We start from the raw sequence: 26,331 nt of genomic DNA, 5'->3' as shown, positions 1-26,331 counted from the left end.
GACATGTCCGAATTCCACCGCAAGATCGAACGCAATACGATACGCTTCGTGCTCGCCATCATCTTTGTCGCCTCGATCGGCGGCATCGTCGAGATCGCACCGCTCTTCACCATCAAGAACACGGTCGAGGCGGCCCCCGACATGCGGGTCTATACGCCGCTCGAGCTCGCCGGGCGCAATATCTACATGCGGGAAGGCTGCTATGCCTGCCACTCGCAGATGATCCGTACCTTGCGCGACGAGGTCGAGCGCTATGGGCCTTATTCGCTGGCGGTCGAGTCGCAATATGATCATCCGATGCTGTGGGGCTCGAAGCGCACCGGGCCCGACATCGCCCGCCTCGGCGAGAAATATTCCGACGCCTGGCATGTCGCGCATCTCTACAATCCGCGTGACGTCGTGCCGGAATCGGTCATGCCGGCCTATCGCTGGCTATTGCGCAACGAACTGAAGATCGATGACCTTCCCGGCCATCTGAGAGCCATGCGCGATGTCGGCGTGCCCTATACGGATGCGATGATCGAGAATGCGGCGAAGGATGCTTTCGGCCAGGCGACGCCCGAAAGCGACGCGGCCGCCGGCGTCACCGAGCGCTATGGCGCGGCGACGCATATGCGCGCCTTCGACGGCAATGCCGGACGGCTCACCGAGATGGATGCGCTCGTCGCCTATCTGCAGATCCTGGGCAAGCTCACCGACGCCGCCCAGAAGACCGAACAGACCAAGATTGGAGAGTGATCATGCATGATATGGTCGTCGCCTTCTCCAAGAGCTGGGGCCTCTTCTATCTCATCGCGCTGGCGGTGGGCGTGGTGATCTATGCCTATTGGCCGGCCAACCGCGCGGGCTTCACCCGCGCCAAGAACAGCATTCTCGACAAGGATGACAGACCGTGGAGCTAGGCAAGCGTGATCCGATCACCGGCCGCGAGACGACCGGTCATGAATGGAACGGCATCGAGGAGCTCGACACGCCGGTGCCGCGCGTCGTGCTGTTCTTCCTCACCGTCACGACATTGTTCGCCATCGGCTACTGGATCGCGATGCCGGCCTGGCCTCTGTGGTCGACCTATACCAAGGGCATATTGGGCATCGACCAGCGCGAGATCGTGGCCAAGCAGGTGGCGGAGGCCCGCCAGGGGCGGGCGCCCTGGGTGGACAAGATCGCGGCGATGGATTTCGCCGCCATTCAGGCCGATCCCGATCTCATGGGCCGGGTCCAGATCGCCGGTCGTACGCTGTTCGAGGACAATTGCGCCGCTTGCCACGGTGTGAAGGCGAGCGGCGGTCCGGGCTTCCCCAATCTCAGCGCCAAGTCCTGGCTGTGGGGGGGTGAGCCCGACAAGATCGCCGAGACGATCCGCGTCGGCATCAACTCGACCAATGAGGATACACGCATCTCGCAGATGACCGCCTTCGGCCGCGACGGCGTGCTCGATGCGACGCAGATCAGCAATGTCGTCGCCTATGTGCGCTCGCTCTCCGGTCTTGGAAGCGACGATCCGGCGGAAGCGCCGGCCGTCGCAGTCGGCAAGGAAGTCTTTGCCGCCAATTGCGTGAGCTGTCACGACGAGGACGCCAAGGGCAAGCAGGATATGGGCGCGCCGGACCTCACCGACAAATATTGGATCTATGGCGGCAGTCTCGATACCGTCTTCACCAGCGTCTATTCCGGCCGGCAAGGTCACATGCCGCATTGGGGCAGCAGACTCTCGGATGTCGATATCAAGATCCTGGCGCTCTATGTCGACGCACTGAGGCCACCACAATGACGGTGCTGGCCAGAGGGCGATGGTCGTGGCGGTTCTTCGCCTTTGCCGTGGCGGGGTTCTGTCTCGTCATCCTCCTCGCCGCCAATGCGCATCTCGTTTATGTCGCGGTGACGTCGCAGCCCGATTGCGTGCCGCATCAAAAGGGCGAAGGCGGCGCCTATCAGGCCGCGAAGTCCGCCTGTTGAAAGGGAGATCCGGGATGACCGCCTCGAGCACGACGAATGAGACCGGTGATCGGCCCTATATCGAGCGCAACCGCCGCAATCTGCCGGCCGGCGCCGCTTTCGCATGGCTCAAGGCCGGCTGGCGCGATTTCCTCACCCAGCCAGGACCGAGCCTTGCCTATGGGCTTGCCGTCTTCGCCGTGTCGCTCGCCATCGTCTGGGGCCTCTACCGGCTCGGCTATGACTATATCCTCTTTCCGGCGCTTGCCGGTTTCATGGTGGTCGGGCCGCTCCTCGCCGTGGGTCTGTACGAGAAGAGCCGCGCCCTCGCCAACAAGGAGCCGGTCTCGCTCGCCCGCATGATCTTCGTCAGGCCGCGCTCGGGCGGGCAGATCTGGTTCACCGGTGCCATCCTGTGCGGCCTGATGCTGCTGTGGATGCGCGCCGCCGTGCTGATCTATGCCCTGTTCTTCGGGCTGACGCCGTTTCCGGGCCTCGATCACATCGCCCAGATGCTGTTCACCACCTGGACCGGCTGGGCCATGTTGCTGGTCGGCACGGCGGTCGGCGGACTCTTCGCCGCCTTTTCCTTTGCCATCAGCACCTTCTCCATTCCGATGCTGCTCAACGAGGATGTCGACGCCTTCACCGCCATGGGCACCAGCATCTCGTTGGTGTGGAACAATCTGCCGGTGATGATCGCCTGGGGCATCATCGTGCTGGCGCTGTTCCTGGTGAGCGTGGCGACGGCGCTCATCGGGCTCATCATCGTCTTCCCGCTGCTCGGCCATGCCACCTGGCATGCCTATAAGGCCATGAGATGAGCTGCTGCGGCCAGGCGGCGACGGCCGGCGCCCAGCTGCTCGGGCCGCCATCGGCCGACGAGGTCATCCTCGCCAGCCGCGATCTCGGCGACGGCCTGCGCCAGAGCGATCTTTCGGTTCCCGGCATTCATTGCGCGCATTGTATCGGCGCCATCGAAAGCGCCTTCAAACACGTCACCGGCGTCGAGGCGGCGCGGGTCAATCTGTCGAGCAAGCGGGTTGCGGTGAAATGGCGGGGCGCCGCGGCGCCGCCGATCATCGAGACCTTGCGCGATCTGGGTTATGACGCGCATCTCTTCACGCCGGAGGAACGCAGCGATCCCGAGCTCGCCCGTCTCATCCGTGCCATGGCGGTGGCCGGCTTCTGCTCGATGAACATCATGCTGCTGTCGGTATCGGTGTGGTCCGGCGCGGAGCCCGATACGCGCCAGGCCTTCCACTGGATCTCGGCCGGTCTCGCTCTGCCGGCGCTCGTTTATTCCGGCCGCATCTTCTTTCTCTCCGCCTGGTCGGCGCTGAAGCGCGGGCGCACCAATATGGATGTGCCGATCTCGATCGGCGTGCTGCTCGCCTTCGGCTTGAGCCTCTATGATACGATCATCGGTGGTGCCCATGCTTATTTCGATGCCGCCGTCTCGCTCATCTTCTTTCTGCTGATCGGGCGCGTGCTCGATCACCTGATGCGTGAGAAAGCACGCTCGGCGGTCCAGGGGCTCGTGCGGCTCACGCCCCGCGGCGCCACGGTCATCCACGCCGATGGCGCCAGAGACTATCTGCCCGCTCAGGCCATCGAGCCTGAGATGCTGCTGCAGGTGACGCCGGGCGAGCGCATATTGGTCGACGGCGTGGTCGAAACCGGCCAGTCCGACATCGACTGCTCGCTCGCCACCGGTGAGACGCAGCCGCAAAAGGTGGCGGCCGGCGACAAGCTCCGCTCCGGCATGCTCAATCTCACCGGTGCTCTCACCTTGCGGGCGCAATCGAGTGTCGCCAACTCCTTCCTCGCCGAGATGACGCAATTGATGGAGGCGGCCGAAAACAGCCGCGGCCATTACCGCCGTGTCGCCGACCGGGCCGCCAGCTATTACGCGCCAGTCGTGCACAGCCTGGCGCTGCTGACCCTCGTCGGCTGGCTCATCGCCACCGGCGACTGGTACCGCTCGATCAGCATCGCCATCGCCGTCCTCATCATCACCTGTCCCTGCGCGCTGGGCCTTGCCGTGCCGATCGTTCAGGCGGTGGCGGCGCGGCGGCTATTCGAAAGCGGCATCATGGTCAAGGACGGCGCCGCGCTCGAGCGCCTCGCCGAGATCGACCAGGTCGCCTTCGACAAGACCGGCACGCTCACGCTGGGCCGTCCGCGTCTCGTCAATGAGGCGACGATCGACAAGCGGGCGCTTAATATTGCTGCTGCCTTGGCGCAGCAGTCGAACCACCCGCTCTGTCGGGCGCTGTCACTTCACGACGATGGCCGGACGCATGTCGCGACGGATTTCACCGAGGTTCCAGGTTCGGGGATCGAGGCCAGGATCGACGGGCGTCTCTATCGGCTCGGGCGTTCCGCGTGGGCTGGTGGGGGCGATAAAGACGCCACAGTGCTGTGCGAAGACGGCAAGCCGGTCGCCAGCTTCATCTTCGAGGACGATCTGCGGCCGGGCGCCAAGGAGGCCGTGGCTGAGGTTCGCGCTTTGGGAGCAACACCTCTCATTCTGTCGGGCGATGCGCGGCCCATCGTGCGCCGCCTCGCCGATGGGCTCGGTATCGAAGAGGCGATGGGCGCCATGCTGCCCAAAGAGAAGACGGACTATGTCGCGGGTCTCGGCAAGGCGCTGATGGTCGGCGACGGGCTCAATGACGCGCCGGCGCTGGCGCGCGCCTATGCCTCGATGGCGCCTGCAAGTGCTGCCGATATCGGGCGCAATGCCGCCGATTTCGTCTTCCTGCATGGCTCGCTCACCGCCGTGCCTTTCGCCATGCGCATCGCGCGGGAGGCGAAGAAGCTGGTGGGACAAAATTTCGCGCTCGCCATTTTCTACAATGTCCTGGCGCTGCCTTTCGCCATGGCCGGCTATGTCACGCCGCTGCTTGCGGCGCTCGCCATGTCGGCGTCATCGATCGTCGTCGTCGCCAATGCGCTCCGATTGCGCGGGAGGGCCACATGAGCAGTCTCGTCTATCTCGTCCCCCTGGCCTTGCTCCTCGGCGGAGCGGCGCTATGGGCGTTCCTGTGGTCGTTCAAAAGCGGCCAGTATGAAGATCTCGACGGCGCCGCCCAGCGCATCCTGCTCGATGACGAGATGGAGCGTTAGAGCGATATCCTCATGCTGAGGTGCGAGCGTAGCGAGCCTCGAAGCATGATCCAGGTACATGGGCCTTGCCGCTTGCCCCCCTTAGAGGCCCGCCTTCGGCGGGCACCTCGGGGGTAGGGGTGGTAGCTCTACACACGTCCGACATGGTCGAGCAGGCGCGCACCATCGACGACGGTGACGCGCTTGCGGGTGCTGCGGACGAAACCCTGATGCTCCCAGGCGGTGAGCAGGCGGCTCACCGTGTGCAAGGTCGTGCCGGTCATGTCGGCGATGTCTTGGCGGGAAATCGGAAAGCCGATCTCGATGCCATATTCGGTCCGCCGCCCGGTCTGCTCGATGAGGCGCAGAAGCACATGGGCGACGCGCCGGTCGACGAGGGCGGTGGCGAGCTCGACGACGCGCTCATGCGCCTCCTCCATGCGGGCGCTGACCATCTTGTAGGTATTGGCGGCAAAGGCCGGATAGAGGCGGGCGAGCTCGTGCCAGGCCTCGTTCGGCCAGGCGAGGGCCAGCGAATCGACGGCGGCGATCGCCGTCGCCGGATAGGTCGTGCGGCCGAGCGCAGTGGCGATGCCGATGAGCTGACCGGCGCTGATATATCTCATGATGACCTGCTGGCCGTCGGCGGTGGTTTTCACGACGCGGACATGACCGTCGAGCAGCAGGAAGAAGGAATGCGCCTCGGTATCCTGCTCGAACACCGCCTGGCCCGCGGCGATGCGGAGCGGCCGCGCCTTCTCCAGGATCACATCGAGATCGGGGCGGCTCAGGCCTGAAAAAGGCGGCAGGCCGGCAATCAAAGATCGGTCGAGCGTGTACACGCGAAAGGCGCTCCTGCCAGCAGCGGACGGGACGGAAGGTCGCAGTCTCGCATGCCGGTTATTTGCGGTGCAGCAAAGTCAGAGAGGGCGGGACAAGTCAATAGTTGGCCGTAACGAAGCGAATGGAGACTGTGTCATGAGAATTCTGGCCCTGCCGTTGGCCGCCCTCCTGGTGCTCGGCGCGGGCGATGCGCTCGCAGCGGATCATCAGGTCCACATGCTCAACAAGGGTGCCAAGGGAACCATGGTGTTCGAACCGGATTTCGTCGCGGCGGTGCCCGGCGACACGATCACTTTCATTCCCACCGACAAGTCGCACAATGCCGAAGCGATCAAGGGCATGCTGCCGGAAGGGGCGGCAAGCTTCAAAAGCGCGGTGAACGAGACCTTCACGCTCACGCTCGGCCAGGAAGGCGTCTATGGCGTCAAATGCACGCCCCATTACGGCATGGGCATGGTGTTTCTGGCGGTGGCCGGAAAGCCGGTCAATCTCGATACGGCGAAGGCCGTGAAGCATCCGGGCTTCGCCAAGAAGCGGTTCGAGGCGATCTTCGCGGAGATGCCGCCGAACAACTGAGGACGTTAAACCCATGGCGATCGCGCGCGTCAGGCCTGGCAATTATCCGGCAGTCCTCTCTTACGGCTTCCGGCCATTCTTCCTGCTGGGGGCACTCCAGGCGGGGTTCGCGATCGTCTTCTGGTTGCCGCTCTTCCATGGCGAGCTCGCCACCAGGAGCTTGTTCGCGCCGATCGATTGGCATGTGCATGAGATGCTGTTCGGCTATCTGCCCGCAGTCATGACCGGCTTCCTGCTCACCGCCATTCCCAACTGGACCGGGCGCCTGCCGGTGCAAGGCCTGCCGCTGCTCGGCCTCGTGCTGCTCTGGCTCGCCGGTCGGGTTGCGGTGTTCTGTTCGGAGGAGACAGGCTGGATGATCGCGGCCGCGATCGATGGCGCCTTCCTCCTCGCCGTGGTCATGGTGGCGGCGCGCGAGATCATCGCCGGCAAGAACTGGCGCAATCTCAAAGTCCTGGCGCCGGTCAGCATGCTGTTCGCGGCGAATCTCCTGTTTCATTGGGAGGCCAGCCAGTATGGCATCACCGATTTCAGCCGCAGGCTCGGCCTTGGTGCCGTCATCGTGCTCATCATGGTCATTGGCGGGCGCATCATTCCGAGCTTCACCCATAACTGGCTCATGCGCGAGAATCCGGGACGCCTTCCCATTTCGTTCAATCGCTTCGACGCGGGGGTGACCCTGTTCTCGGCGGTAACGCTGGCGGCCTGGACCTTTGTGCCCGAGCATGCCGAGACCGGCGTGCTGCTGATCCTCGCCGCCGGCCTCAATGCCGCGCGCCTTCTGCGCTGGGCCGGTTATCGCACCTGGCGCGATCCGCTGGTGCTCATCCTGCATGTCGCCTATGCCTTTGTGCCCCTCGGCTTTCTGCTTAATGGACTTGCAGCCCTGGCGCCTGATCTCGTCCCAGCGGCGGCCGGCATTCACGCCTTCGGCTCAGGCGCCATCGGCGCGATGACGCTCGCGGTGATGACCCGCGCCACGCTCGGCCATACGGGGCAAGCGCTCAAAGCCGGACCAGGCACGTGTCTGATCCTTCTGGCGGTCATCGTCGCGGCGTTGCTGCGGCTCGCCGCCGCCTGTCATCCTTCCCTCGCCGGGCTGATGCCGTTCTCCGGCGTGACCTGGGCTGTGGCCTTTCTGGGATTTTCCGTCTTCTTCGCGCCTCTCCTACTCAAGCCCAGAAAGCGGGCGCAGCCTCTCGCCGCGCCCGCCTGACACTCAGGCCGGGATCGGACCCGGGGCTACGACCTGGGTCATCAGGTCGTCGTTCCATTCGCCATCCACCATCACATGCGCGGTCGCGCCAAGCTCGGCCGCCTCGATCAGATTGTGGTTCACATAGGCGTAAAGGCCGGGCTGCAGGAACGTGTAGAGCGCCGCTCCCGCCGATCCGCCGCGGATGAACCAGGTCTCGAGATCACGCGCCGGCGGGTTGTTGAACTTGCCCATCTCCCAGACGAAATCGCCATGGCCGCCGATCAGATGTGGGCGGGTATCGCGATTGGCTTGCGCATGCACCATCAGCACGGTCTCGCCGACCTTGGCCTTGAGCGCCTTGTCGCCGGTGAGCGAAGCGACGGCGCCGTTGAACACGACATGGGTCGGGATCAAGCCGCGCATCACCTTCAACGTGTCCTCGTAGCTCTCGCCGATCGAGTCATAGGCCTTGTATTTGCCGTCGCCGTCGCGTGGGACATAGAGGTCGTGCTCGCCGACATAGAAGATGCGGTCATATTTGAGCGGATTGCCGTCTCCGTCCTTCAGGCCGTCGCGCGGCAGCACCATCAGCACGCCGCTCATGCCTGAAACGACATGCCAGGGAATCATGCCGGGTGGCGCGCAATGATAGACAAAGGTGCCGGGGCGGGTCGCCTTGAAGCGCAGCACCGCCTGCTCGCCGGGATTGATCTCGGTCAGCGCGCCGCCGCCCAAGGCGCCGGTCGCGCCGTGGAAGTCGATATTATGCGGCAGCTCGTTGCTCGCCGGATTGATCAAGGTGATCTCGACATAGTCGCCCTGGTGAACGACCATCATCGGGCCGGGCATGCTGCCATTATAGGTCATGGCCCAGATCCTGGTGCCATCGGGGTCGATGACGAAGGGCTTCTCCTCGATGGTCAGGGTGAACTCGACCACCTTCGGGCCGTCGGTCGCGACCTGCTTGTGGCCATGCACGAATGGCGGGGCAATCAGGGTGATCTTCTCGCGCGCCAGGCCGGCAATCTCGGCGGCCTGAACCGGTGTCGGGGCGAAGGGCAGGGAGGCGGCAGCGGCCGCTCCCATCGCGCCTGCCCACAGAGCTTCGCGGCGTGTCAGCATCGACATTCTCCTCCATCAAAGATGTCATGACGGGAAGAGTAGGTGTGACCGCGCAGACGGTCTTTGTTGCAGTGCAAAAAGAAAGTGGATTTAATCTTTTTCCGTCGCCGCGGCGTCGAGCAAGAGCTTGTTCTGCCGGCGGATGGCGGCGCGCAGTTCGGCGATGGTCATGGCTTCGGTCTTCACGAAGACGGTGAACATCATATTGGTGTTGTTGAAGATCATCTCGCCGACGCTCTTCGCATCGATGTCACGGTGGACCAGCTTCAATTCCTGCAGGCGCTTGATCAGCGCGCAGGTCTGGTCGGTCAGCGCCCGGTCGAGATCGCCATAAGTCTTGCCGAACGGGCTTTCCGGCTGCTGCGTCGAGATCGCCATCGCCTGGCGCCACATTTCCTTGCTCAGATAGACGAGGGAATGTTCGATATAGCCGATGACGAGCTTGTCGACCGCCTTGGCGACATGGGCGGGCGGGTTCTCGATCACCTGGTGTCCGGCATTGAGAACCTCGTTGACCTCCATGGCGACGATGGCGACGAGCAGGTCACCCTTGTTCTCGTAGTAATTATAGATCGTGCCGATTGAAACCTCGGCCAGAGAGGCGATAGCCTCGATCTTGGCGCCTTCGTAGCCGGAGCTGCGAAATAGCTCTGATGCGGCCTGTAGAATCCGCTGATGCCGGTCGGCCTTCTGGCGTGCGCGCAGTCCTGTCATGGACTCACTCTGGCATATTTTTGGAATTGACTCAATTTTAGAAATGGTTCATTTTTTATTTCATAACATAAATTCTGGGAGGAGCAGACATGAAAACTCTGACGCGTTTCAAGAACGCTTTCCGCAAATTGGCGCTCTCCGCCACCGCCCTTGTGGCGCTCGGCCTTTCGCCGGCGCTCGCGGAGGAGATCAATGCGCTGGTCTGGTGCGATCACTCGGCGCCCGAATTCCTGAAACCCTTCGAGGATGCGAGCGGCATCAAGGTGAATGTGAAGGAATTCGAAGGCACCGGCGCCGGCATGGCGCTGCTCGATCAGTCGCAACCCGGCGACTGGGACGTGATGGTGATCGATTCCATCGACGTGCGCCGCGGCGTCGAGAAGGGGCTGTTCGAACCGCTGCCCGAGGACAAGCTGCCCTTCGGCGATCTCTATCCACAAGTGGTTCTCGATGCCTTCACCAAGCTCGACGGCAAGCGCTACGGCATCACCGAGAAATTCGGCTACAACACTATCGGCTTCAACAAGGATAAGGTCGACGGCAGCGACATGCAGACGCTGCAGTCGCTGGTGAGCGACAAATACAAGGGCCGCATCGCCATCTATGACTATTATCTCCCGGTGATGGGCATGGCGGCGCTGGCCGCCGGCAAGAAGACCGCCGACCTCACCGAGGCCGATCTGCCCGCCATCAAGGACGTGCTCCTCAAGATGAAAGCCAATGCCAAGCTCGTCGGCGAGGTGACCGCCAGCCAGACGGCGCTTGCCACCGGCGAGGTCGACATCCTGGTCGGCGGCGGCGAATGGGTGACGGCCGGACTCGCCAAGGAGAATCCGGCGCTCGACTTCTCAATCCCGAAAGAAGGCGGCATTCTCTGGTCGCAGTCGCTCGCCATGCTGGCGGCCAGCCAGAAGAAGGATGCGGCGCTCAAATTCATCCAATATGTGCTGAGCCCGGAAGGCCAGGCGCGGCTCGCCACCTCATCCTGCTATTGGGGCATGCCGTCGAACCAGAAGGCGACGCTCACCGATGAGCAGAAGAAGGTGCTGCGCTTCGACGAGCAGCCGGGCTTCCTCGCCCGCGCCCAGCTCTATCCGGCGCCCGACGAGAAGCTCGACAAGCAGATGCAGGATGTGTGGACCCAGATGCTGCAGGCGCAGTAGTCTGAAGGTCTGACCTCAGGCGGACTGTCTGATGACGCAAAGCGCGAATGCCCGTGGCGGCGCCGTGCCTTGGGTGGCGGTGGGGCCGGCACTCCTGTGGACGCTGGCCTTCTTCGCCGCGCCCTTCATCGCCATGGCGCTGGTGAGCGTCACGGTGAAGGGCGGCGGCTTCTCGCTCGCCAACTACCAGCAGTTCTTCACCGATCCGAGCTATTATCGGGCGCTGTTCAATTCGCTCGAAGTCACAGCGATCGTGACGGTGATTTCGATCCTGCTCGCTTATCCCTTCGCCTGGATCCTTGCCGAACAGATCCCCGAGCGCTGGCAGCGGCTGGCCCTCATCCTGGCGATCCTGCCTTTCTGGACCTCCTATGTGGTGCGCTCTTATAGCTGGCTGCTGGTGCTCGCTGAGAAGGGTGTCGTCAACAATACGCTGGTGCAGCTGGGCCTCATCGCCGAACCGATCCAGCTCGCCAATACGCGTTTCGCCACTGTCACCGGCTTCGTGCATTTCTTCGTGATGCTGCTGACGCTGACGATCTTCGCCAATCTCAAGCAGCTGAGCCCGAGCTACCGCAAGGCCGCCGCCGATCTGGGCGCCGGGCCGGTCAGGACTTTCCTGCATATCATTCTGCCATTGACCCTGCCCGGCATCATGGTCGGCGCCTTTCTCACTTTCGTGCTCGCGACCGGGGACTACATCACGCCGCAAATTCTCGGAGGTAACAATGAACTGCTGATGCCGCAGCTCATCATGCTGCAGATCGGCCGGCGCGGCGACTTCCCGCTCGCCTCCGCCTTGTCGATCCTGCTCATGCTGGTGGTGACGGTCGCCTATCTCGCCTGCGCCCGCTGGCTCAAGATCGAGCGGGCCTGATATGCGCAGCGCGATCCGCCTCGCCACCATCATCTACGCCGTTCTCATCTATGGCTTCATCTTCCTGCCGGTGGTGACGCTCGTCCTGTTTTCCTTCCAGGCCACGTCCTTTCCGATCCCGCCCTTCAGCGGTCCGTCCTTGCGCTGGTACCAGGCGGTGCTCGGTGATGCACGCCTCACTTCGGCGCTTCTCAATTCGCTGGCCGTCGCCGTGATCTCCTCGGCGGTAGCGACACTTTTGGGTTTCCTCGCCGCCTGGGGATTCGCGCGCTTCCGGCTGCCGGCCTCCGCCCTCATGCGCGGCCTCATCACCCTGCCGCTGACGGTGAGCTATCTCATCATCGGCATGGGGCTCCTCGTCCTCTTCAACAGCATCGGCTTTCCCAAATCGCTCACCGCCGCCGGCATCGGACATGTCGTGATCAACCTGCCGCTCTGCTTCGCCATTCTCTACAGCCAGATGGGCGAGCATCAGGCGAATATCGAACGCGCCGCGCGCGATCTGGGCGCCAAGGAATGGCAGGTGCTGACGCTGGTCACCGCGCCGATGCTGTGGCCGGCCTTGTTCGCGAGCTTCTTCCTGTCGATGACGTTCTCCTGGGATGAATTCGTCATCTCGTTCCTGCTCACCCGCTTCGACACCACCTTGCCGGTCGAGATCTGGAACTTGCTGCGCTCCGGCCTGAACCCCAAGACCAATGCGGTCGGCTCGCTCGTCTTCCTGGTGTCGATCGCCTTCGTGCTCCTGTTCGAACTCGTCTTCTTCCGGAAATCCAGATCATGACACCACTGGTCCAGGTCAAATCCGTCTCGCAGAAATTCGGCGCCATGTGCGCCCTCGATGATGTCTCACTCGATATCGCGCCCCGGAGCTACACAGTGCTGCTCGGTCCTTCGGGCTCGGGCAAGACGACCTTGCTGTCAATCCTGGGTGGCTTCCTGGTCCCGACCACCGGCCAGGTGCTGATCGAAGGACAGGATTGCACTGGCATGCCGCCGGCCAAGCGGCCGACCACGACGGTGTTCCAGGACTATGCGCTGTTTCCCCATATGACGGTCGGCGCCAATGTCGGCTTTGGCCTGCGTATGCGCGGCGTCGCTTCCTCTGAGCGTGACAAGCGGGCGCAAGAGGTGCTGAAGCTTGTCGGCCTGCCGGAAGCCTTCGGCAAGAAGCCGCATCAGCTCTCGGGCGGCCAGCGCCAGCGCGTGGCGCTCGCCCGTGCGTTGGTGGTCGAGCCGTCGGTGCTTCTGCTCGACGAACCTCTGGGCGCGCTCGATCTCAAGCTCCGGCGCCAGATGCAGGAAGAGCTGAAGGCGATCCAGAAGCGGGTCGGCACTGCCTTCGTCCATGTGACGCATGACCAGGAAGAGGCGATGGCGCTCGCCGACCACTGCGTCGTGATGAGCAATGGCCGTATCGAGGATGAAGGTCCGGCCGAACGCGTCTATTCGAAGCCGGCGAGCCGCTTCAGCGCCACCTTCATGGGCGAAAGCACGATCTTCTCTGGCCGCGTCATCGGCTCAGGCGAGATCGAGACCGTCTTCGGCCGCTGGCAGCTTGCAACCGACGTCAAGCCCGGCAGCGAGATCGTTCTGGCGCTCCGGCCCGAACATGTCGTCATCGACCAGAAGCAGCTGTTGCCACTCGGCGAAGGCCGCGTCAGCGATGTCGTCTTCCAAGGCAGCTTCAAACGTGTCACCGCAAGTCTCGTCAAGGACGAGAGCCTGATGCTGCTGGCGCGTCTGCCCGCCGATGCTGTAGTGCAGACGGGTGATATGGTTCATTTCGCCTGTGATCCCAAACATGTGCTGGTGCTGACGCGATGAGGGTTTCCGCCACCGACTGGTATGAGACGATCCGCCTCGCGGACGACGTGACCCTCATCCATGAACCGTGGATCAAGCCCTTCTATCGCTGCAATATGTGGCATGTGCGCGGGCGCGACCGCGATTTGCTGTTTGATTCAGGGCTCGGACATTTCAGCCTGCGCCGGCATGTGGCGCTGGTGCGTGAGCGACCGCTTTTATGCGTCGCGAGCCATACGCATTTCGATCATATCGGCTGCCATCATGAGTTCCCCGACCGGGCGGTGCATGAAGCCGAAGCCGCCATTCTCGCCGACCCGCGTAACGAGCTGACCTGTGCCGACAATTATGCGACGGAAGAGATGTTCGACCGAGCGCCCGAAGGCTGGAAAACGGAAGCCTATCGCATCAAGCCGGCGCCGGCGGAACGTATCCTCAAGGCCGGCGACATCGTCGATCTGGGCGACCGCGCCTTCGAGGTCATCCACACGCCCGGCCACTCACCGGGTGGCATCGGGCTCTTCGAGCGCAAGACCGGCATCTTCCTGTCGGGCGATGTCGTCTATGACGGGCCGCTGATCGACGATGCCTATCATTCGGACCGTCGTGACTATCAGGCGACCTTCGAGCGTATCCGGTCACTGCCGGTGAGCATCGTGCATGGCGGCCATTTCCCGAGCTTCGGGCCGGTGCGCTACAGGCAGCTGATCGATGAATATCTGGCCGGGCTGCGCAAGGCCGGCTGTCATCTTCCTTCTTCCTGATGCTGCTGCATGCGGCGAACCCACATGGCGATGTGGCTGCGCCGGATATAACCGACACTTTCCCAGTCGCCGAGCTCCATGGCGGCGAGGATGTCGGCCACTTCGCGGCGGAAAACGGCGACCTCGTCCTTGAGGTCGAGCAATGGCGCCGATCGGAGCCAGACGCGGTTGGTCAGGAAATAGAGGCGTTCGGAGATCTCGCGCAGCGGCTGGTTGCCGATCATCGCCGCGAGCTCATGGAAGAAATCCATATTGAGCCGGGCATAGGCCTTGGGGTCCGGGGCCTGGATGAGCGCGTCGCAGCGGCCGAGCAAGGCGCGCACGCGGGCGAGATCCTCCGGCGTTCGCGGGATCGGATCGAGCTTGCCCATCAGGGCCGCGAGCTCCATGCGCAAGCGATAGACGGGAAGCAAGGCGTCGAGATCGACATTGATGACGAAGGTGCCGACGCCATGCCGGCTTTCGAGCAGGCCTTCGCCCTCGAGACGGCTCAGCACGCGACGCAAGGGCGTGCGCGAGACGCCGAATTCGCGCGCCAGCTCCTCTTCGGCAAGGCGCGCGCCCGGCTCATATTCGATCAGGCAGATGCGGTCGCGGATCGTATTGTAGATGCGCTCGAAACGCTCGCGCGCCAGCGTCAGCGGCTTGTCGTCATTGTCGGCGGCAATACTCATCCGGCCTCCAGGACGGCATGCAGGAACTGCTTGGTGCGCTCATTCTGCGGATTACCGAAGAAAGCCTTGGGCGGACCCTGCTCGCAGATCTTGCCCTGATAGAAGAAGCAGACGCGGTCGGCGAATTCCTTGGCGAAGCCCATCTGATGGGTCACCATCAGCATGGTCAGGTCATGTTCGCTGCCCAATCTGCGGATCACCTGAAGCACCTCTCCGACGAGCTCCGGGTCCAAGGCGGAGGTCACCTCGTCAAACAGCATGATTTTCGGGCGCATGGCAAGAGCCCGGGCGATGGCGACGCGCTGCTGCTGGCCGCCCGACAGCTGGGCGGGATAATGCTCCTTCTTCTGGCTGAGCCCCACCATCTCGAGCAGACCCGCGGCGCGTTCCTCGGCCTCCTTGCGGTTCATGCCGAGCACGGTGATCGGCGCCTCGATGCAATTGGCCATCGCCGTCATATGCGGGAAGAGATTGAACGACTGGAACACCATGCCGATCTTGGCGCGGATCTTGCGGATATGGGCGCGGTCGGCCGGGATCAGTTTGCCATTGCGCTCCATATGGGTGAGCGGCTCGCCCTCGACCCAGATCACCCCGTCATCGATCGCCTCGAGCGTCATCAGCATGCGCAGGACCGTGGTCTTACCCGAACCCGACGGGCCGATGATGGCGACCTTCTCATTGCGGGCGATGTCGAGCTCGAGCGAATCGAGCACGGTCAGCGGGCCGTAGCGCTTCGAGACCTTGTCGAAACGAACCATCGGTCGATCTGTCATCGGGCTGGTCTCCGGTTGAGCAGGCGTTCGGCGGCGCGGATGAAAGTGGCGGAGACGAGGCTCATCGCCAGGAAGAACAAGCCGACCAAGGTGATGGGCTCGGTATAGCGGAAGGTCTCCGAGCCGATGATCTTGGCGGTCTGCATCAATTCGAGGACAGCGATGGCCGAGAGCAGCGGCGTCTCCTTGAAAAGCGCCACCAGATAATTGCCGAGCGCCGGCACGATGGGTGGAATGGCCTGCGGGATGATGATGTCGCGGAAGGTCGTCCAGGGGCTCAGATTGAGGGCGATGGAGGCTTCCCACTGGCCGCGCGGGATATTGTCGAAGCCGGCGCGATAGACCTCGGAGCAGTAAGCGGCATAGTGGATGCCAAGCGCCAGGACACCCGCGGTGAAGGCGTCGAGCGTCACGCCGAAGGAGGGGAAGACGAAATAGAGAAAGAAGATCTGGATAAGGAGCGGCGTCGAGCGGATGAGCTCGACCAGCACCGAGATCGGCCAAGCTGTCCAGGGAAAAGCGATGCGCAGCAGCGCGAGGACGAGGCCGAGCGTCGCGGCGAGCACAAAGCCGAAGAGTGTCGCCTCGATCGAGATCACCGCCGCCTTGGCGAGGGTGGGCAGGATCTCGAAGGTGAAAGCCCAGTCCCACATCAGGCGGTCCTCCCGCGGGCGAGGCCCTTCGCGGCGCGCTGTTCGAGGAGGCGCATGCCGATGGTGATGAGAAGCGACAGAACGAGATAGATCAGGAGAACGAGGGTGAAGATCGGGATGGTCTTCATCGTCGTCTGGTTCATCTGCTGCGCCTTGAAAGCGAGATCGGACAAAGTGATCAGCGAGACGAGGGCCGTCGATTTCAAGAGCTCGATGAAAAGATTGCCCCAGGGCGGGATCATGGCGATGAAAGCCTGCGGCAGGATGATCCGGCGCAGCATCTGGATGCGCGTCATGTTGAGGGCGGTGGCGGCTTCCCACTGGCCGCGCGCCACCGACTGAATGGCGCCGCGTACGCATTCGGCGCCATAAGCCCCGATATTGAGGCCGAGGCCCAGCACCGCGACAGCGAAGGGATCGAGGCTGACTCCGAATTGCGGCAGGACGAAAAACAGCCAGAAGAGCTGGACCAGAGCCGAAGTTCCGCGGAAGATCTCGATATAGAGATTGGCGAGCCAGCGGATCGGCGTGGGGCCATAGAGTTTGCCCAGCGCCGAGAGGATCGCCATGGCGACGGCGAGAAGGCAGCCGAGCACGGTGATCTGGGCAGTGAGCGCCGCGCCCTGGAGGAGGCCGGGGAGAAACAGACTGTAGGTGTCGCGCGTCGCCAGATAGGCGATCAGCAAAATGGACGCCACCAGCATGACGATGAGCGTGCGAATGCCCATACGTTTGCTTCTCCCCTTTCAACGACCCCACGCTGAGGTGGCCGCGAAGCGGCCCTCGAAGCGCCCATCAGGATAGGGCGAATATGCTGCAACACACCCTTCGAGGCTCGCTACGCTCGCACCTCAGGGTGAGGGGCCTAGCTCACCATGTCGGCGTGACAGAGATTATTCACCCTTGCAGAGCTGTTCCATCGTCTTGTTCGGCAGGTAGTCTTTGCCGAAGCCGAAGGGCGTCACCAGCGCGATATGCTCCGGCGTGCCGAGAAAGGCCTTCAGCTGCGTGTTGAAGGCGTCGATGAGATCGGTGTCGTCCTTGCGGAAGCCGAAGGCGCCATGGCCTTTCACCGACTTGCCGGCGACCTCGCCGAAAGGCGTCGTCGATTCCACACCTTCACCCTTCTTCGCCATGTCGGCGATGGAAAGCGCGGTCAGAGCGGCGCCATCGGCGCGGTCCGACTGCACGGCGGCGACGAGGCTCGACTGGTCGGGAAGAATGACGAGTTGCTCCTGCGGTACGCCCGCGTCCTTGGCGTAGCCGGCTTCGACGGCGCCCGCCATTACCGCGAGCTTGAGGGCGGAATTGTCCTTGAAGCTCGCATAGTCCTTGATGGCCTTGGGGTTGCCCTTCTTCACCAGCATGGCCTGGCCGATGCCGTAAGAGGGTTCCGAGAAGGCGATCTCGGCGCAGCGCTTCGGGTTGATGAACATGCCGGCGGCGATGACGTCGAAGCGGCCAGCCTTGAGGCCGGGAATGAGCGAACCGAATTCGGTGAGCACGCCGTCGACCTGGGCGACGCCCATCTTGGCGAGCACCGCCCTGGCGACTTCCGGCGCTTCGCCGGTGAGCTTGCCGTCGGGCGTCGCATAGCCGAAGGGCGCTTCATTGGCGAAGCCGATGCGGATGTACCCTTGAGCCTTGGCGCGCTCCAGTGTCGTCTCGGCATGAGCGATCGACGTGAAAGTCGTGGCGGTAAAAGTAAGGCCGGCCGTTCCCGCGAGCAGGCGGCGGCGCGTGATCATCTTGGACATGCGTATCTCCCGGGATTGTCGCGTTTCCTGCCCGGTCTCATCGCCGGGTGTCATTGTTGTATACATCTTATCTAGACATACCGCAAGCGAAGATGTAATTTGGCGTGAATAACACGAAAGGGCACAACGATAAGGTAATGTTGTGCACATTTAGGGAGTTCGATGGGGTTTTCCCTTGAAGCCGTCCGGGAGGCGCACAGGCTCATCCAAGGCCTTGCCCGCACGACGCCGCTGGTCGAAGCGTTAAGCTTCTCGGACCAGGCGGGCCAGCCCATCCTGCTCAAGCTCGAAACCCTGCAGCCGATCGGCGCCTTCAAGATCAGAGGGGCGGCGCATGCCTTGCTGCGTCTCGATGAAGCGGCGCGCCGGCGCGGCGTCGTCTGCTGTTCGACCGGCAATCACGGCAAGGCTGTCGCTTATGCGGCACGCCATCTCGGCATCAAAGCCACCATCTGCCTCTCCAATCTCGTACCCGAGGCGAAGGTCCAGGGCATCGCGGCGCAGGGCGCCACGATCCGGCGTTGCGGGACGAGCCAGGATGATGCGCAGCGGGAAGCCGACCGGCTGGTGCGCGAGAAGGGCTATACCGACATTTCGCCTTTCGATCATCGCAATGTCATTCTCGGCCAGGCGACGATCGCGCTCGAGCTACTCACCGAATGTCCCGATCTCACCCAGATTGTCGTGCCTTTGTCGGGCGGCGGTCTGCTCGGAGGCATCGCTGTCGCCGCCAAGCAGATCAAGCCGTCGATCCGCGTGACCGGCGTCAGCATGGCAGAAGGCGCCGCGATGCACGAGAGCCTCAAGGCCGGTCACCCGATCCACGTCGCCGAAGCCCCCTCACTCGCCGACACACTGGGCGGCGGCATCAATCTCACCAATCAGTGGACCTTCAAACTGTGTTGCGATTTCGCCGATGAGACGTTGCTGGTGAGCGAAGAAGAAATCTATCGCGGCATGCAGGCGCTGTTCCGGCGTGAACGCCTTATCGCCGAAGGCGGTGGTGCCGTCGGCATCGCGGCGCTCCTCGCCGGCAAGCTCAAGCTCGACGGCCCTACGGCCATGATCATCTCCGGCCAGAATGCCGATCTCGACCAGATCATCGCGGTGGCGAAGGGCGAGCCGGTGCGCGTGGGCGACCGCATGGTGAAAGGATAAATCATGGGCGACATCGCCATTCTCACCGAAGCCGATCTGCGCCGCGCGGTCACGCTTGGTGCGCCGGTGCTCAAAGCCGTCGAGGACGCGTTCCGGCTCCTCGCCTCGGGCAAGGTCGTCATGCCGCCGATCCTCTCGATGGAAATCGCCGAGGCCCATGGCGAGGTCGATGTGAAGACCGCTTATCTGCCAGGCTTCGAGCATTTCGCCATCAAGGTCAGTCCGGGCTTCTTCGACAATCCGAAGCTCGGCCTGCCGAGCCTCAACGGGCTGATGATCCTGTTCTCGGCGAAGACCGGGCTCGTCGCGGCACTGCTGCTCGACAATGGCTATCTGACCGATATCCGCACCGCCGCGGCCGGGGCCATCGCCGCCAAATATCTGGCGCCGAAGAAGGTCGAAACCGCCGCCGTGCTCGGCACCGGCGCCCAGGCGCGCCTGCAGATCATCGCCGCGCATCAGGTGCGGCCTTTCAAGAAAGTGATCGTCTGGGGCCGTGATCCGGTGCGTGCCCAAGCATGCGCCGAAGACATCGCGACGGCGCTCAAGATCGAGGCGGACGTGGTGAAGGATGCCGCCGCCGCCGTGGCCGAGGCGCAATTGGTGGTGACGACGACATCGGCGCGCAAACCGATCCTGCGCGCCGAATGGCTGCATAAGGGATTGCATATCACCGCCATGGGTGCCGACCAGGCCGGCAAGAACGAGATCGACCCACGTGCCGTGGCGCTCGCCGATCTCTATGTCTGCGACCGCGTGAGCCAAGCCGCCGCTCTCGGAGAATTGCGCGCGGCGCGTGCCGCCGGCCTGATGAATGGCGAGACACCGCCCGAGCTCGGCGCCATCGTGGCCAGAACCAATCCGGGGAGGCCGTCAGAGACAGCCATCACCCTCTGCGACCTGACTGGCACCGGTGCTCAGGATACCGCCATCGCTTCCTACGCCTTTGCCGCAGCACGGAAGCTCGGCATCGGCACCAAGATCACAGCCTGAGAGATAGAATGAGCAACATTCCCTTCACGCGCGCCGAATATGCCGAAAGGTTCGCCCAGGTCAAAGGCCGCATGGCAATAGCCGGCTTCGATCTCATCGTCTGCCAGGACCCGGCCAATATGGGCTGGCTCACCGGCTTCGACGGCTGGTCCTTCTATGTGCCGCAATGCGTGCTGGTGCATCGGGACGAAGAGACGCCAATCTGGTTCGGCCGCGCCCAGGACGCCAAGAGCGCCCACCTCACCACCTATCTGCCGGCGAAGAATATCGTGCCCTTCTCGGAACATCTGATTCAGCATCCGGTCGGCCATCCCTATGACGAGCTTGCCGAGCTCATCCGGGCGCGCGGCTGGAGCAAAGCCCGCATCGGTGTCGAGATGGACGCGCATTATTATACGGCGCGCTGCCATGCTCACCTGACCAATGGATTGCCGGAAGCAGCCTTCAGCAACAATGGCGATCTCGTCAACTGGGCGCGGCTGGTGAAGTCAGATGCAGAGCTCGTTCTCATGCGCGAGGCGGGACAAATCTGCAGTCATGCGATGAACCGCGCCATCGAAGTGATGAGACCGGGTGTGCCGCAATATCAAGTGATCGCCGAGATCTATCATGCGCAGACCATAGGCGTGCCGGGTGCCGGCGGCGACTATGCCGCCATCTGTCCGCTGATGCCGGTGGGCGAGGGAACGAGCACGCCGCATCTCACCTGGAGCGATGCGCCTTTGCCGACGTCAGGCCTCGCCATGCTCGAGATTGCCGGCGCCCGGCGGCGCTATCATGCGCCGCTCACCCGCACTATTCATCTGGGCAAGCCGCCGCAAGCGATCACGGATGTCGCCAAGGCGGTGGTCGAGGGCGTCGATGCCGGCCTCGCCAAAGCGAAGAGCGGCAACACCGCGGCGGAAGTCGAAGGTGCCTGGCAGGCGGTGTTACGCAAGCACGGTCTCAAGAAGGAAAGCCGCGTCGGCTATTCGATCGGACTCGCTTATCCGCCGGATTGGGGCGAGCGCACGGTGAGCCTCAGGCCCGGCGATGAGACGGCGCTCCAGGCCGGCATGTGCTTCCATATTCAGTCGGGCGTATGGCTCCAGGATTTCGGTGTCGCGATCTCCGAGTCCTTCGTCGTCACCGACACAGGCGGCGAGCGGCTGTGTGACGTCGCGCGCGAATTGATCGTGATCGACTGACATGTTCGACAATCCCTTCAGCGGCGCGGAGATCGCCCGGCGCTTGCGCCGGCTGCGGGCCGAGCTTGAGCTCCGAGGGCTCGAAGCGGCGATCCTCGCCAGCCCCGAAAATGTCTTCTATCTGACCGGGCTCGATCATTGGGGCTACTTCGCGCCGCATTTGCTTCTCGTGCCGCTCGAGGGCGAGCCAGTGCTGGTGACGCGCGCCATGGAGCGCGTCTCGGTCGAGAAGCAGGTTAAAGCGGCGCGCTTCTGCGGTCATTCCGACAGCGAGACAGCCGCCGACATGATGGCGCGTGTGCTGCATGAGCTGAAGCTCGCGGGCAAGGCGGTCGGTCTCGAATGTTGGACCTCAGGGTTGAGCTATGGCCTTGCGCTCTCGCTCACAAAGCAGGTCATGGCGCATTGGTCGGATGCGAGTGGCTTCGTCGATGCGATACGATTGGTGAAAAGCACTGAAGAGCAAGTGCTGATGCGCCGTGCGGCGCGGGTGAGCGATGCGGCGGGGGAGGCGGCAATCTCTGCCATTGCCGACGGCGCAAACGAAAGCGAAGTGGCGGCGGAATGTTTGGCGGCGATGATCCGCGCCGGTGGTCATCCGCCGGGCTTTGGCCCTTTCATCCGTCCAGGCAGCCGGCTTGGCGAGGAGCACGCGACCTGGGGAGACGGCCGCTACAAGAGAGACGAGCCGGTCTTTCTCGAATTGTCGGGCTGCGTCTCGCGCTATCATGCCCCCTTGGGCCGCCTTGTCCATATCGGCGCGATCCGCGACGGAGATGCACGGATCGCAGGTATCGTCCGACAGGCTTTCGACGCGGTCGTCGCGGCGATCCGGCCGGGTAACAGAGCGCGCGATGTCTATGCCGCCTGGCAAACGGTCGTCGATGAGGCCGGGCTCGCGCATTACCGGCGCCATCATTGCGGCTATTGCGTCGGTATCGGCCAGCCGCCGTCCTGGACCGGCGGCAATAGCGTGACGGGGCTACGGCATGATTCCGATCTCGAGATCAGAAGCGGCATGAGCTTCCATATCCTCTCCTGGTTGATGGGAAGCGGCCAGGGCGACGACTTCCTGTCGAACACCGTGCTCTTGACCGAGGCCGGGCCGGAAGTCCTGACGCAGCTGAAGAGCGGGCCGATCGTGGTTTGATCTTGCACTGGTGATTGCAGTAACCTCGCGCACGGGAGACCTCGTTGAGCAACCGTTCGCATTTTCCTTTCGACATATTGACGGTGGACAGATCGGCGCGTCTGCCGGCCCATCGCCAGCTCTATGACACGCTGCGTTCGCTCATCCTTAGCGGTCGCCTCAGGGCGGGCAGCACCTTGCCGGCGACACGGGGCCTGGCGCAGCAACTGAAGCTCGGCCGCAACACAGTGAGTGCTGCCTATGAGCGGCTTCTCACTGAAGGTTATGTCGAGGCGCGGCCGGGACGTGGCACCTGGGTGGCCAATCTGCCCGACCGTCCGGCGCCACCACCGGGAGCGCCGCCTGCCCAGAACCGCTCGCCCATCTCGCGGCGTGGCGAAGCGCTGGCGACACGGCTTCAACCTCTGCGCAATCCGGACAAGATCAATTTCCAGCCAGGCTTTCCGGAAGTCTCCAACTTTCCCTTCGCCACCTGGGCGCGTCTCCTTGCCCGCAATGCCAGGCGGCGCAGCGGCGATCTGCTGGGCTATTATCATTTTTCCGGCCATCCGCGTCTGCGCGCGGCGATCGCCGACTACGTCACAATATCACGCGGTGTCTCCTGCAGTCCTGAGCGTGTGGTGGTGGTTACCGGCGCCCAGGCCGGCCTCGATCTCGCGGCGCGGCTGCTGCTCGATGAGGGCGATCCGGTGTGGATGGAGGAGCCCGGCTATTGGGGGGCCCGCAGCGCGCTCGAGGCCGCCGGCGCCAGACTGCATCCGCTCTCCGTCGGTGCCGAGGGCTGGGCGCTCGATGATGCCGCCCTTCCGGCTCCGCGCCTCATCTATGTGACGCCCGCCTGCCAATGGCCGCTTGGCGCTACCATGCGCATGGAAGAGCGACTTCATCTTCTCAGCCATGCCGAGCGGCATGGCGCCTGGATCATCGAGGACGACTACGATGGCGAGTATCGTTTTCGCGGTCAGCCGATGCCGGCCATGCAGGGTCTCGACCGCGCCGACCGGGTCATCTATCTCGGCACTTTCAGCAAGACATTGTTCTCGTCGCTGCGCATCGGCTTCCTGGTGGTGCCGGATGCACTGGTCGAGCCGTTCAATCGCGCGGTCGGCGTCACCGGCCAATTCACGCCGTTGATCCTGCAGGTGACACTTGCCGATTTCATCGAGGAGGGCCATTTCGCCACCCATCTCAAACGCATGCGCCGTGTCTATGGCGAGCGCCAGAAGGAGTTCATCACTTTGTGCCGCCAGCATTTGAATCCGTGGATCGTGGTCAGCGACAGTGACTCCGGCATGCAGGTGATCGCCCGCTTCACGGCGAAGATGGACGATGTGAGGATCGCCGAGATCGGCCATGCCCATGGCATCGACCTGCAACCGATCTCGATCAACTATCATCACAAGACACCGGAGCAGGGGCTCCTGCTCGGTTACGCCGCTCTCAATGAGCGGGATATCCAGACCGCAGTCATGGCGCTGAAGGCCAGCTTCACGGAGGCCGGCAAACGGCGGGCCCCTAAACTTGGCTCTATATGAAATACAGAAATTGGCTCTATTGGGGGAGCCATGGAGGGGTTAAGCTTCTGATTGGAGTGGAGCAAGTCGGCGCGAGCCGGCTTATTTTCGAAATCAGATTTGGAACGTTCCACATCTTCATAACCTTGCCGCAGAGCAAGGCGTAATGACGGCTCAAAAAGGAGGTAAGCCCATGAAAAGACTGATTATCATCATGCTGGCTCTGATTGCCGGCATGATCTCGACCTTGGTCTCGCCAGAGCTCAAGGCCGACGAAAAGAAGATGCAGGTGATCTTCATCACCCATGGCCAGGCCGGCGATCCCTATTGGAACGCCATCAAAAACGGCCTCGCCGAAGCCGCCAAGACCTTCGAAGCGGATGTCCAATATGAAGCGCCCGATGTGTTCGACATGTCGGCGATGGGCAAGATGATCGACTCGGCCGTGGCGCGCAAACCCGACGGCATCGTCGTCTCCATTCCGGACGCCGATGCGCTGAAGGCGCCGATCCAGTCGGCGCTCGCGGCCGGCATTCCGGTGATCGGCATCGATTCCGGCCTCACCAAATACAAGGAGCTCGGCATTTCCGCTTATCTCGGTCAGGACGAATACCAGGCCGGCGTGGCGGTAGGCGAGAAACTGAAGGCCGCCGGCGCCACCCACATCATGTGTATCAACATGGAAGTGGGCAACACCGATCTCGACAATCGCTGCCGCGGTGTGAAGGACGGCTCGGGCGTCAAGCAGACGATCGTGCCGGTGACGATGACCGACCCGGTCGATGCCAAATCCCGCATCGCCAGTGCCTTGCAGCAGGACCAGACGATCGACGGTATCATCGCGCTCGGCCCCACCAGCGCATCGCCGATGCTCGCCGCCGTCGAGGAGATGGACGCCAAGAGCCGCCTCAAGGCGATGGCGACCTTCGACATGACGCCGGAGATCCTGGAGAAGGTGGCTGACGGCACATTGCTCTTCGCCACCGATGCCCAGCAATTCATGATGGGTTATCTGCCGGTCGCCTTGTTCAAGAACTACAAACTTTATGGCGTGATGCCGACCACGGCTTGGCCGACCGGGCCCGGCTTCATCACCAAGGACACGGCCGGCAGCGTTATCGAGCTCAGCCGCAAGGGCTTCCGCTGAGGCCCTGGTGATCCAGCGTGGCGGCTCTCTCCCGGCCGCCACGCTTTTTCCCGCTTTCATCATTCCCGCATTCTGTCAGGATGGAGCTTCGAGACGCCGATGTCCGCTGTAGCCCATAGCAAGATGTCCGACGAAAGGGTCCGCGCCATTCCGACCTGGCGCTTCCTGCTCGGCCGGCCGGAGCTGGGGGCGGTTGCCGGCACCATCCTGGTCTTCGGCTTCTTTCTCACCTTTGCCGGGGATTCCGGCATGTTCAGCGCCAAGGGCATCATCACCTTCCTCGATGTGTCAGCCCAGGTCGGCATTCTCGCCGCCGCCGTGGCGCTTCTGATGATCGCCGGCGAGTTCGACCTCTCCATCGGCTCGATGATCGGCTTCGCCGGCATCGTCATCGCCATCCCGGCAGTCGAATGGGGCTGGCCTCTTTGGTCCTGCATCCTGCTCGCCTTCCTGGTCGCCCTGGTGATCGGATTCATCAACGGCTATCTCACCATCAGCACCGGACTTCCCTCCTTCATTGTGACGCTCGCCAGCATGTTCATCCTGCGCGGCCTCACGCTGGCGCTCACCCGCGCCGCCACCAACCGCACCGTCGTGTCGGGCATTGGCGACTATGCCAAGGACGACTGGCTGGCGCCGATCTTCTCAGGCTATGTGCTCAAGGACCTCTTCCAGTGTATGGGCAGTCTCGGCTGGCTGCAGATGCGCACCGACGGCACACCTTTGGCGCCCGGCATCCCGATGGCGGTAGTCTGGTGGATGCTGCTCACCTTGCTCGGCACCTGGATCCTCATGAAGACGCGCTTCGGCAACTGGATCTTCGCTTCCGGCGGTGATCCGGTGGCGGCGCGCAATGTCGGCGTGCCGGTGACGCGGGTGAAGATCCTGCTCTTCATCGGCACCGCCTTTGCCGCCACCTTGCTGGCCGTCATCCAGGTTCTCGAAGCGGGATCGGCCGACACGCTGCGCGGTCAGCTCAAGGAATTCGAGGCGATCATCGCCGTGGTGGTGGGCGGCACCTTGCTCACCGGCGGCTATGGCTCGGCGATCGGCGCCGCTTTGGGCGCGCTCATTTTCGGCACGGTGCAGATGGGCATCTTCTTCACCGGCGTCGATACCGACTGGTTCAAGGTGTTCATGGGCGCCATGGTGCTGATCGCGGTGCTGTTCAACACCTATGTCCGCCGCAAAGTGACCTATTCACGGTGATGGC

The 26,331-nt window shown here is 63.2% G+C and carries 29 protein-coding genes; 21 read left to right on the top strand and 8 right to left on the bottom strand.

Annotation, left to right across the window (positions count from 1 at the left end; all coding sequences use genetic code 11):
* The first annotated feature begins 3 nt into the window (after positions 1–3).
* Genes ccoO through ccoS form a run of 7 tightly spaced genes read left to right on the top strand, consistent with a single transcriptional unit; the run spans position 4 to position 5,067 of the window.
* Positions 4–738, top strand: coding sequence for a cytochrome-c oxidase, cbb3-type subunit II (gene ccoO, locus JHL16_RS21150; RefSeq protein WP_200186801.1), 735 nt, complete (start codon positions 4–6; stop codon positions 736–738).
* Between the two features lie 2 nt (positions 739–740).
* The gene (locus tag JHL16_RS21145; protein ID WP_200186800.1) at positions 741–902 is read left to right on the top strand and encodes a cbb3-type cytochrome c oxidase subunit 3; all 162 of its coding nucleotides are present in this window, start codon (positions 741–743) and stop codon (positions 900–902) included.
* Positions 893–1,771, top strand: coding sequence for a cytochrome-c oxidase, cbb3-type subunit III (gene ccoP, locus JHL16_RS21140; RefSeq protein ID WP_200186799.1), 879 nt, complete (start codon positions 893–895; stop codon positions 1,769–1,771). Before JHL16_RS21145 ends, ccoP begins: the two co-directional genes overlap by 10 nt.
* Complete coding sequence (locus tag JHL16_RS21135; protein ID WP_200186798.1) at positions 1,768–1,956, top strand: hypothetical protein; 189 nt, start codon at positions 1,768–1,770, stop codon at positions 1,954–1,956. The genes ccoP and JHL16_RS21135 overlap by 4 nt, the downstream gene beginning before the upstream one ends.
* 14 nt (positions 1,957–1,970) lie before the next feature.
* Positions 1,971–2,759: a DUF2189 domain-containing protein gene (locus JHL16_RS21130; protein WP_200186797.1), complete on the top strand. Its 789-nt coding sequence runs from the start codon at positions 1,971–1,973 to the stop codon at positions 2,757–2,759.
* Positions 2,756–4,921 (top strand): heavy metal translocating P-type ATPase, encoded by a 2,166-nt coding sequence (locus tag JHL16_RS21125; RefSeq protein ID WP_200186796.1) that lies wholly within the window; start codon positions 2,756–2,758, stop codon positions 4,919–4,921. Before JHL16_RS21130 ends, JHL16_RS21125 begins: the two co-directional genes overlap by 4 nt.
* On the top strand, positions 4,918–5,067 hold the full coding sequence (ccoS, locus tag JHL16_RS21120; RefSeq protein WP_137859805.1) for a cbb3-type cytochrome oxidase assembly protein CcoS: 150 nt from the start codon (positions 4,918–4,920) through the stop codon (positions 5,065–5,067). Before JHL16_RS21125 ends, ccoS begins: the two co-directional genes overlap by 4 nt.
* Positions 5,068–5,195: 128 nt before the next feature.
* On the opposite strand, the gene JHL16_RS21115 is transcribed toward ccoS, so the two are convergent.
* A complete protein-coding gene (locus JHL16_RS21115; RefSeq protein WP_200186795.1) occupies positions 5,196–5,888 on the bottom strand; it encodes a cyclic nucleotide-binding domain-containing protein in 693 nt (230 codons plus the stop codon).
* Between the two features lie 136 nt (positions 5,889–6,024).
* Here JHL16_RS21115 and JHL16_RS21110 point away from each other — a divergent pair, with 136 nt between their 5' ends.
* Both JHL16_RS21110 and JHL16_RS21105 read left to right on the top strand, forming a co-directional pair.
* Positions 6,025–6,465: a pseudoazurin gene (locus JHL16_RS21110; protein ID WP_200186794.1), complete on the top strand. Its 441-nt coding sequence runs from the start codon at positions 6,025–6,027 to the stop codon at positions 6,463–6,465.
* A 13-nt stretch (positions 6,466–6,478) separates the two neighbouring features.
* Positions 6,479–7,681 carry an NnrS family protein gene (locus JHL16_RS21105; RefSeq protein ID WP_200186793.1) on the top strand — a complete coding sequence of 401 codons (1,203 nt, stop codon included), beginning with the start codon at positions 6,479–6,481 and terminating at the stop codon, positions 7,679–7,681.
* Between the two features lie 3 nt (positions 7,682–7,684).
* Here JHL16_RS21105 and nirK read toward each other — a convergent pair whose 3' ends face one another.
* Both nirK and JHL16_RS21095 read right to left on the bottom strand, forming a co-directional pair.
* Positions 7,685–8,785 (bottom strand): copper-containing nitrite reductase, encoded by a 1,101-nt coding sequence (nirK, locus tag JHL16_RS21100; RefSeq protein WP_200186792.1) that lies wholly within the window; start codon positions 8,783–8,785, stop codon positions 7,685–7,687.
* A gap of 90 nt (positions 8,786–8,875) precedes the next feature.
* Positions 8,876–9,499, bottom strand: a complete 624-nt coding sequence (locus JHL16_RS21095; RefSeq protein WP_200186791.1) for a TetR/AcrR family transcriptional regulator — start codon at positions 9,497–9,499, stop codon at positions 8,876–8,878.
* An 89-nt stretch (positions 9,500–9,588) separates the two neighbouring features.
* Between JHL16_RS21095 and JHL16_RS21090 the strand changes: the two genes are divergently transcribed.
* The 5 genes from JHL16_RS21090 to JHL16_RS21070 are packed head-to-tail and all read left to right on the top strand — an operon-like array spanning position 9,589 to position 14,109.
* On the top strand, positions 9,589–10,662 hold the full coding sequence (locus tag JHL16_RS21090; protein WP_200186790.1) for a polyamine ABC transporter substrate-binding protein: 1,074 nt from the start codon (positions 9,589–9,591) through the stop codon (positions 10,660–10,662).
* 31 nt (positions 10,663–10,693) lie between these two features.
* Positions 10,694–11,539, top strand: a complete 846-nt coding sequence (locus tag JHL16_RS21085) for an ABC transporter permease (RefSeq protein WP_200186789.1) — start codon at positions 10,694–10,696, stop codon at positions 11,537–11,539.
* Position 11,540: 1 nt separating this feature from the next.
* Positions 11,541–12,323: an ABC transporter permease gene (locus tag JHL16_RS21080; RefSeq protein WP_200186788.1), complete on the top strand. Its 783-nt coding sequence runs from the start codon at positions 11,541–11,543 to the stop codon at positions 12,321–12,323.
* On the top strand, positions 12,317–13,366 hold the full coding sequence (locus JHL16_RS21075; RefSeq protein ID WP_200187219.1) for an ATP-binding cassette domain-containing protein: 1,050 nt from the start codon (positions 12,317–12,319) through the stop codon (positions 13,364–13,366). Before JHL16_RS21080 ends, JHL16_RS21075 begins: the two co-directional genes overlap by 7 nt.
* On the top strand, positions 13,363–14,109 hold the full coding sequence (locus JHL16_RS21070; RefSeq protein ID WP_200186787.1) for an MBL fold metallo-hydrolase: 747 nt from the start codon (positions 13,363–13,365) through the stop codon (positions 14,107–14,109). Before JHL16_RS21075 ends, JHL16_RS21070 begins: the two co-directional genes overlap by 4 nt.
* On the opposite strand, the gene JHL16_RS21065 is transcribed toward JHL16_RS21070, so the two are convergent.
* The 5 genes from JHL16_RS21065 to ehuB all read right to left on the bottom strand — a co-directional run bounded on the left by JHL16_RS21065 (position 14,091) and on the right by ehuB (position 17,969).
* Positions 14,091–14,783, bottom strand: coding sequence for a GntR family transcriptional regulator (locus JHL16_RS21065; RefSeq protein ID WP_200186786.1), 693 nt, complete (start codon positions 14,781–14,783; stop codon positions 14,091–14,093). The genes JHL16_RS21070 and JHL16_RS21065 overlap by 19 nt on opposite strands.
* On the bottom strand, positions 14,780–15,559 hold the full coding sequence (ehuA, locus tag JHL16_RS21060; protein WP_281436028.1) for an ectoine/hydroxyectoine ABC transporter ATP-binding protein EhuA: 780 nt from the start codon (positions 15,557–15,559) through the stop codon (positions 14,780–14,782). Before ehuA ends, JHL16_RS21065 begins: the two co-directional genes overlap by 4 nt.
* Positions 15,556–16,215: an ectoine/hydroxyectoine ABC transporter permease subunit EhuD gene (ehuD, locus tag JHL16_RS21055; protein ID WP_200187217.1), complete on the bottom strand. Its 660-nt coding sequence runs from the start codon at positions 16,213–16,215 to the stop codon at positions 15,556–15,558. The genes ehuA and ehuD overlap by 4 nt, the downstream gene beginning before the upstream one ends.
* On the bottom strand, positions 16,212–16,940 hold the full coding sequence (gene ehuC / locus JHL16_RS21050; protein ID WP_200186785.1) for an ectoine/hydroxyectoine ABC transporter permease subunit EhuC: 729 nt from the start codon (positions 16,938–16,940) through the stop codon (positions 16,212–16,214). Before ehuC ends, ehuD begins: the two co-directional genes overlap by 4 nt.
* Positions 16,941–17,105: 165 nt before the next feature.
* Positions 17,106–17,969, bottom strand: a complete 864-nt coding sequence (gene ehuB, locus JHL16_RS21045) for an ectoine/hydroxyectoine ABC transporter substrate-binding protein EhuB (protein WP_200186784.1) — start codon at positions 17,967–17,969, stop codon at positions 17,106–17,108.
* Between the two features lie 162 nt (positions 17,970–18,131).
* On the opposite strand from ehuB, the gene eutB reads away from it, so the two are divergent.
* The 7 genes from eutB (at position 18,132) to JHL16_RS21010 (ending at position 26,327) form a co-directional block, all read left to right on the top strand.
* Complete coding sequence (gene eutB, locus JHL16_RS21040; RefSeq protein WP_200186783.1) at positions 18,132–19,127, top strand: hydroxyectoine utilization dehydratase EutB; 996 nt, start codon at positions 18,132–18,134, stop codon at positions 19,125–19,127.
* A 3-nt stretch (positions 19,128–19,130) separates the two neighbouring features.
* A complete protein-coding gene (locus JHL16_RS21035; RefSeq protein ID WP_200186782.1) occupies positions 19,131–20,120 on the top strand; it encodes a cyclodeaminase in 990 nt (329 codons plus the stop codon).
* Between the two features lie 8 nt (positions 20,121–20,128).
* Positions 20,129–21,307: a M24 family metallopeptidase gene (locus JHL16_RS21030; protein ID WP_200186781.1), complete on the top strand. Its 1,179-nt coding sequence runs from the start codon at positions 20,129–20,131 to the stop codon at positions 21,305–21,307.
* A gap of 1 nt (position 21,308) precedes the next feature.
* Complete coding sequence (locus tag JHL16_RS21025; RefSeq protein ID WP_200186780.1) at positions 21,309–22,457, top strand: M24 family metallopeptidase; 1,149 nt, start codon at positions 21,309–21,311, stop codon at positions 22,455–22,457.
* Positions 22,458–22,501: 44 nt separating this feature from the next.
* Positions 22,502–23,992, top strand: coding sequence for a rhizopine catabolism transcriptional regulator MocR (gene mocR, locus JHL16_RS21020; RefSeq protein WP_200186779.1), 1,491 nt, complete (start codon positions 22,502–22,504; stop codon positions 23,990–23,992).
* A 172-nt stretch (positions 23,993–24,164) separates the two neighbouring features.
* The gene (locus JHL16_RS21015; RefSeq protein WP_200186778.1) at positions 24,165–25,118 is read left to right on the top strand and encodes a sugar ABC transporter substrate-binding protein; all 954 of its coding nucleotides are present in this window, start codon (positions 24,165–24,167) and stop codon (positions 25,116–25,118) included.
* A gap of 99 nt (positions 25,119–25,217) precedes the next feature.
* On the top strand, positions 25,218–26,327 hold the full coding sequence (locus JHL16_RS21010; protein WP_200186777.1) for an ABC transporter permease: 1,110 nt from the start codon (positions 25,218–25,220) through the stop codon (positions 26,325–26,327).
* Positions 26,328–26,331: the final 4 nt, after the last annotated feature.

Source organism: Taklimakanibacter albus, assembly GCF_016595235.1.
Lineage (GTDB): Bacteria > Pseudomonadota > Alphaproteobacteria > Rhizobiales > Aestuariivirgaceae > Taklimakanibacter > Taklimakanibacter albus.
This window is presented reverse-complemented; position numbering and strand designations above follow the sequence as displayed.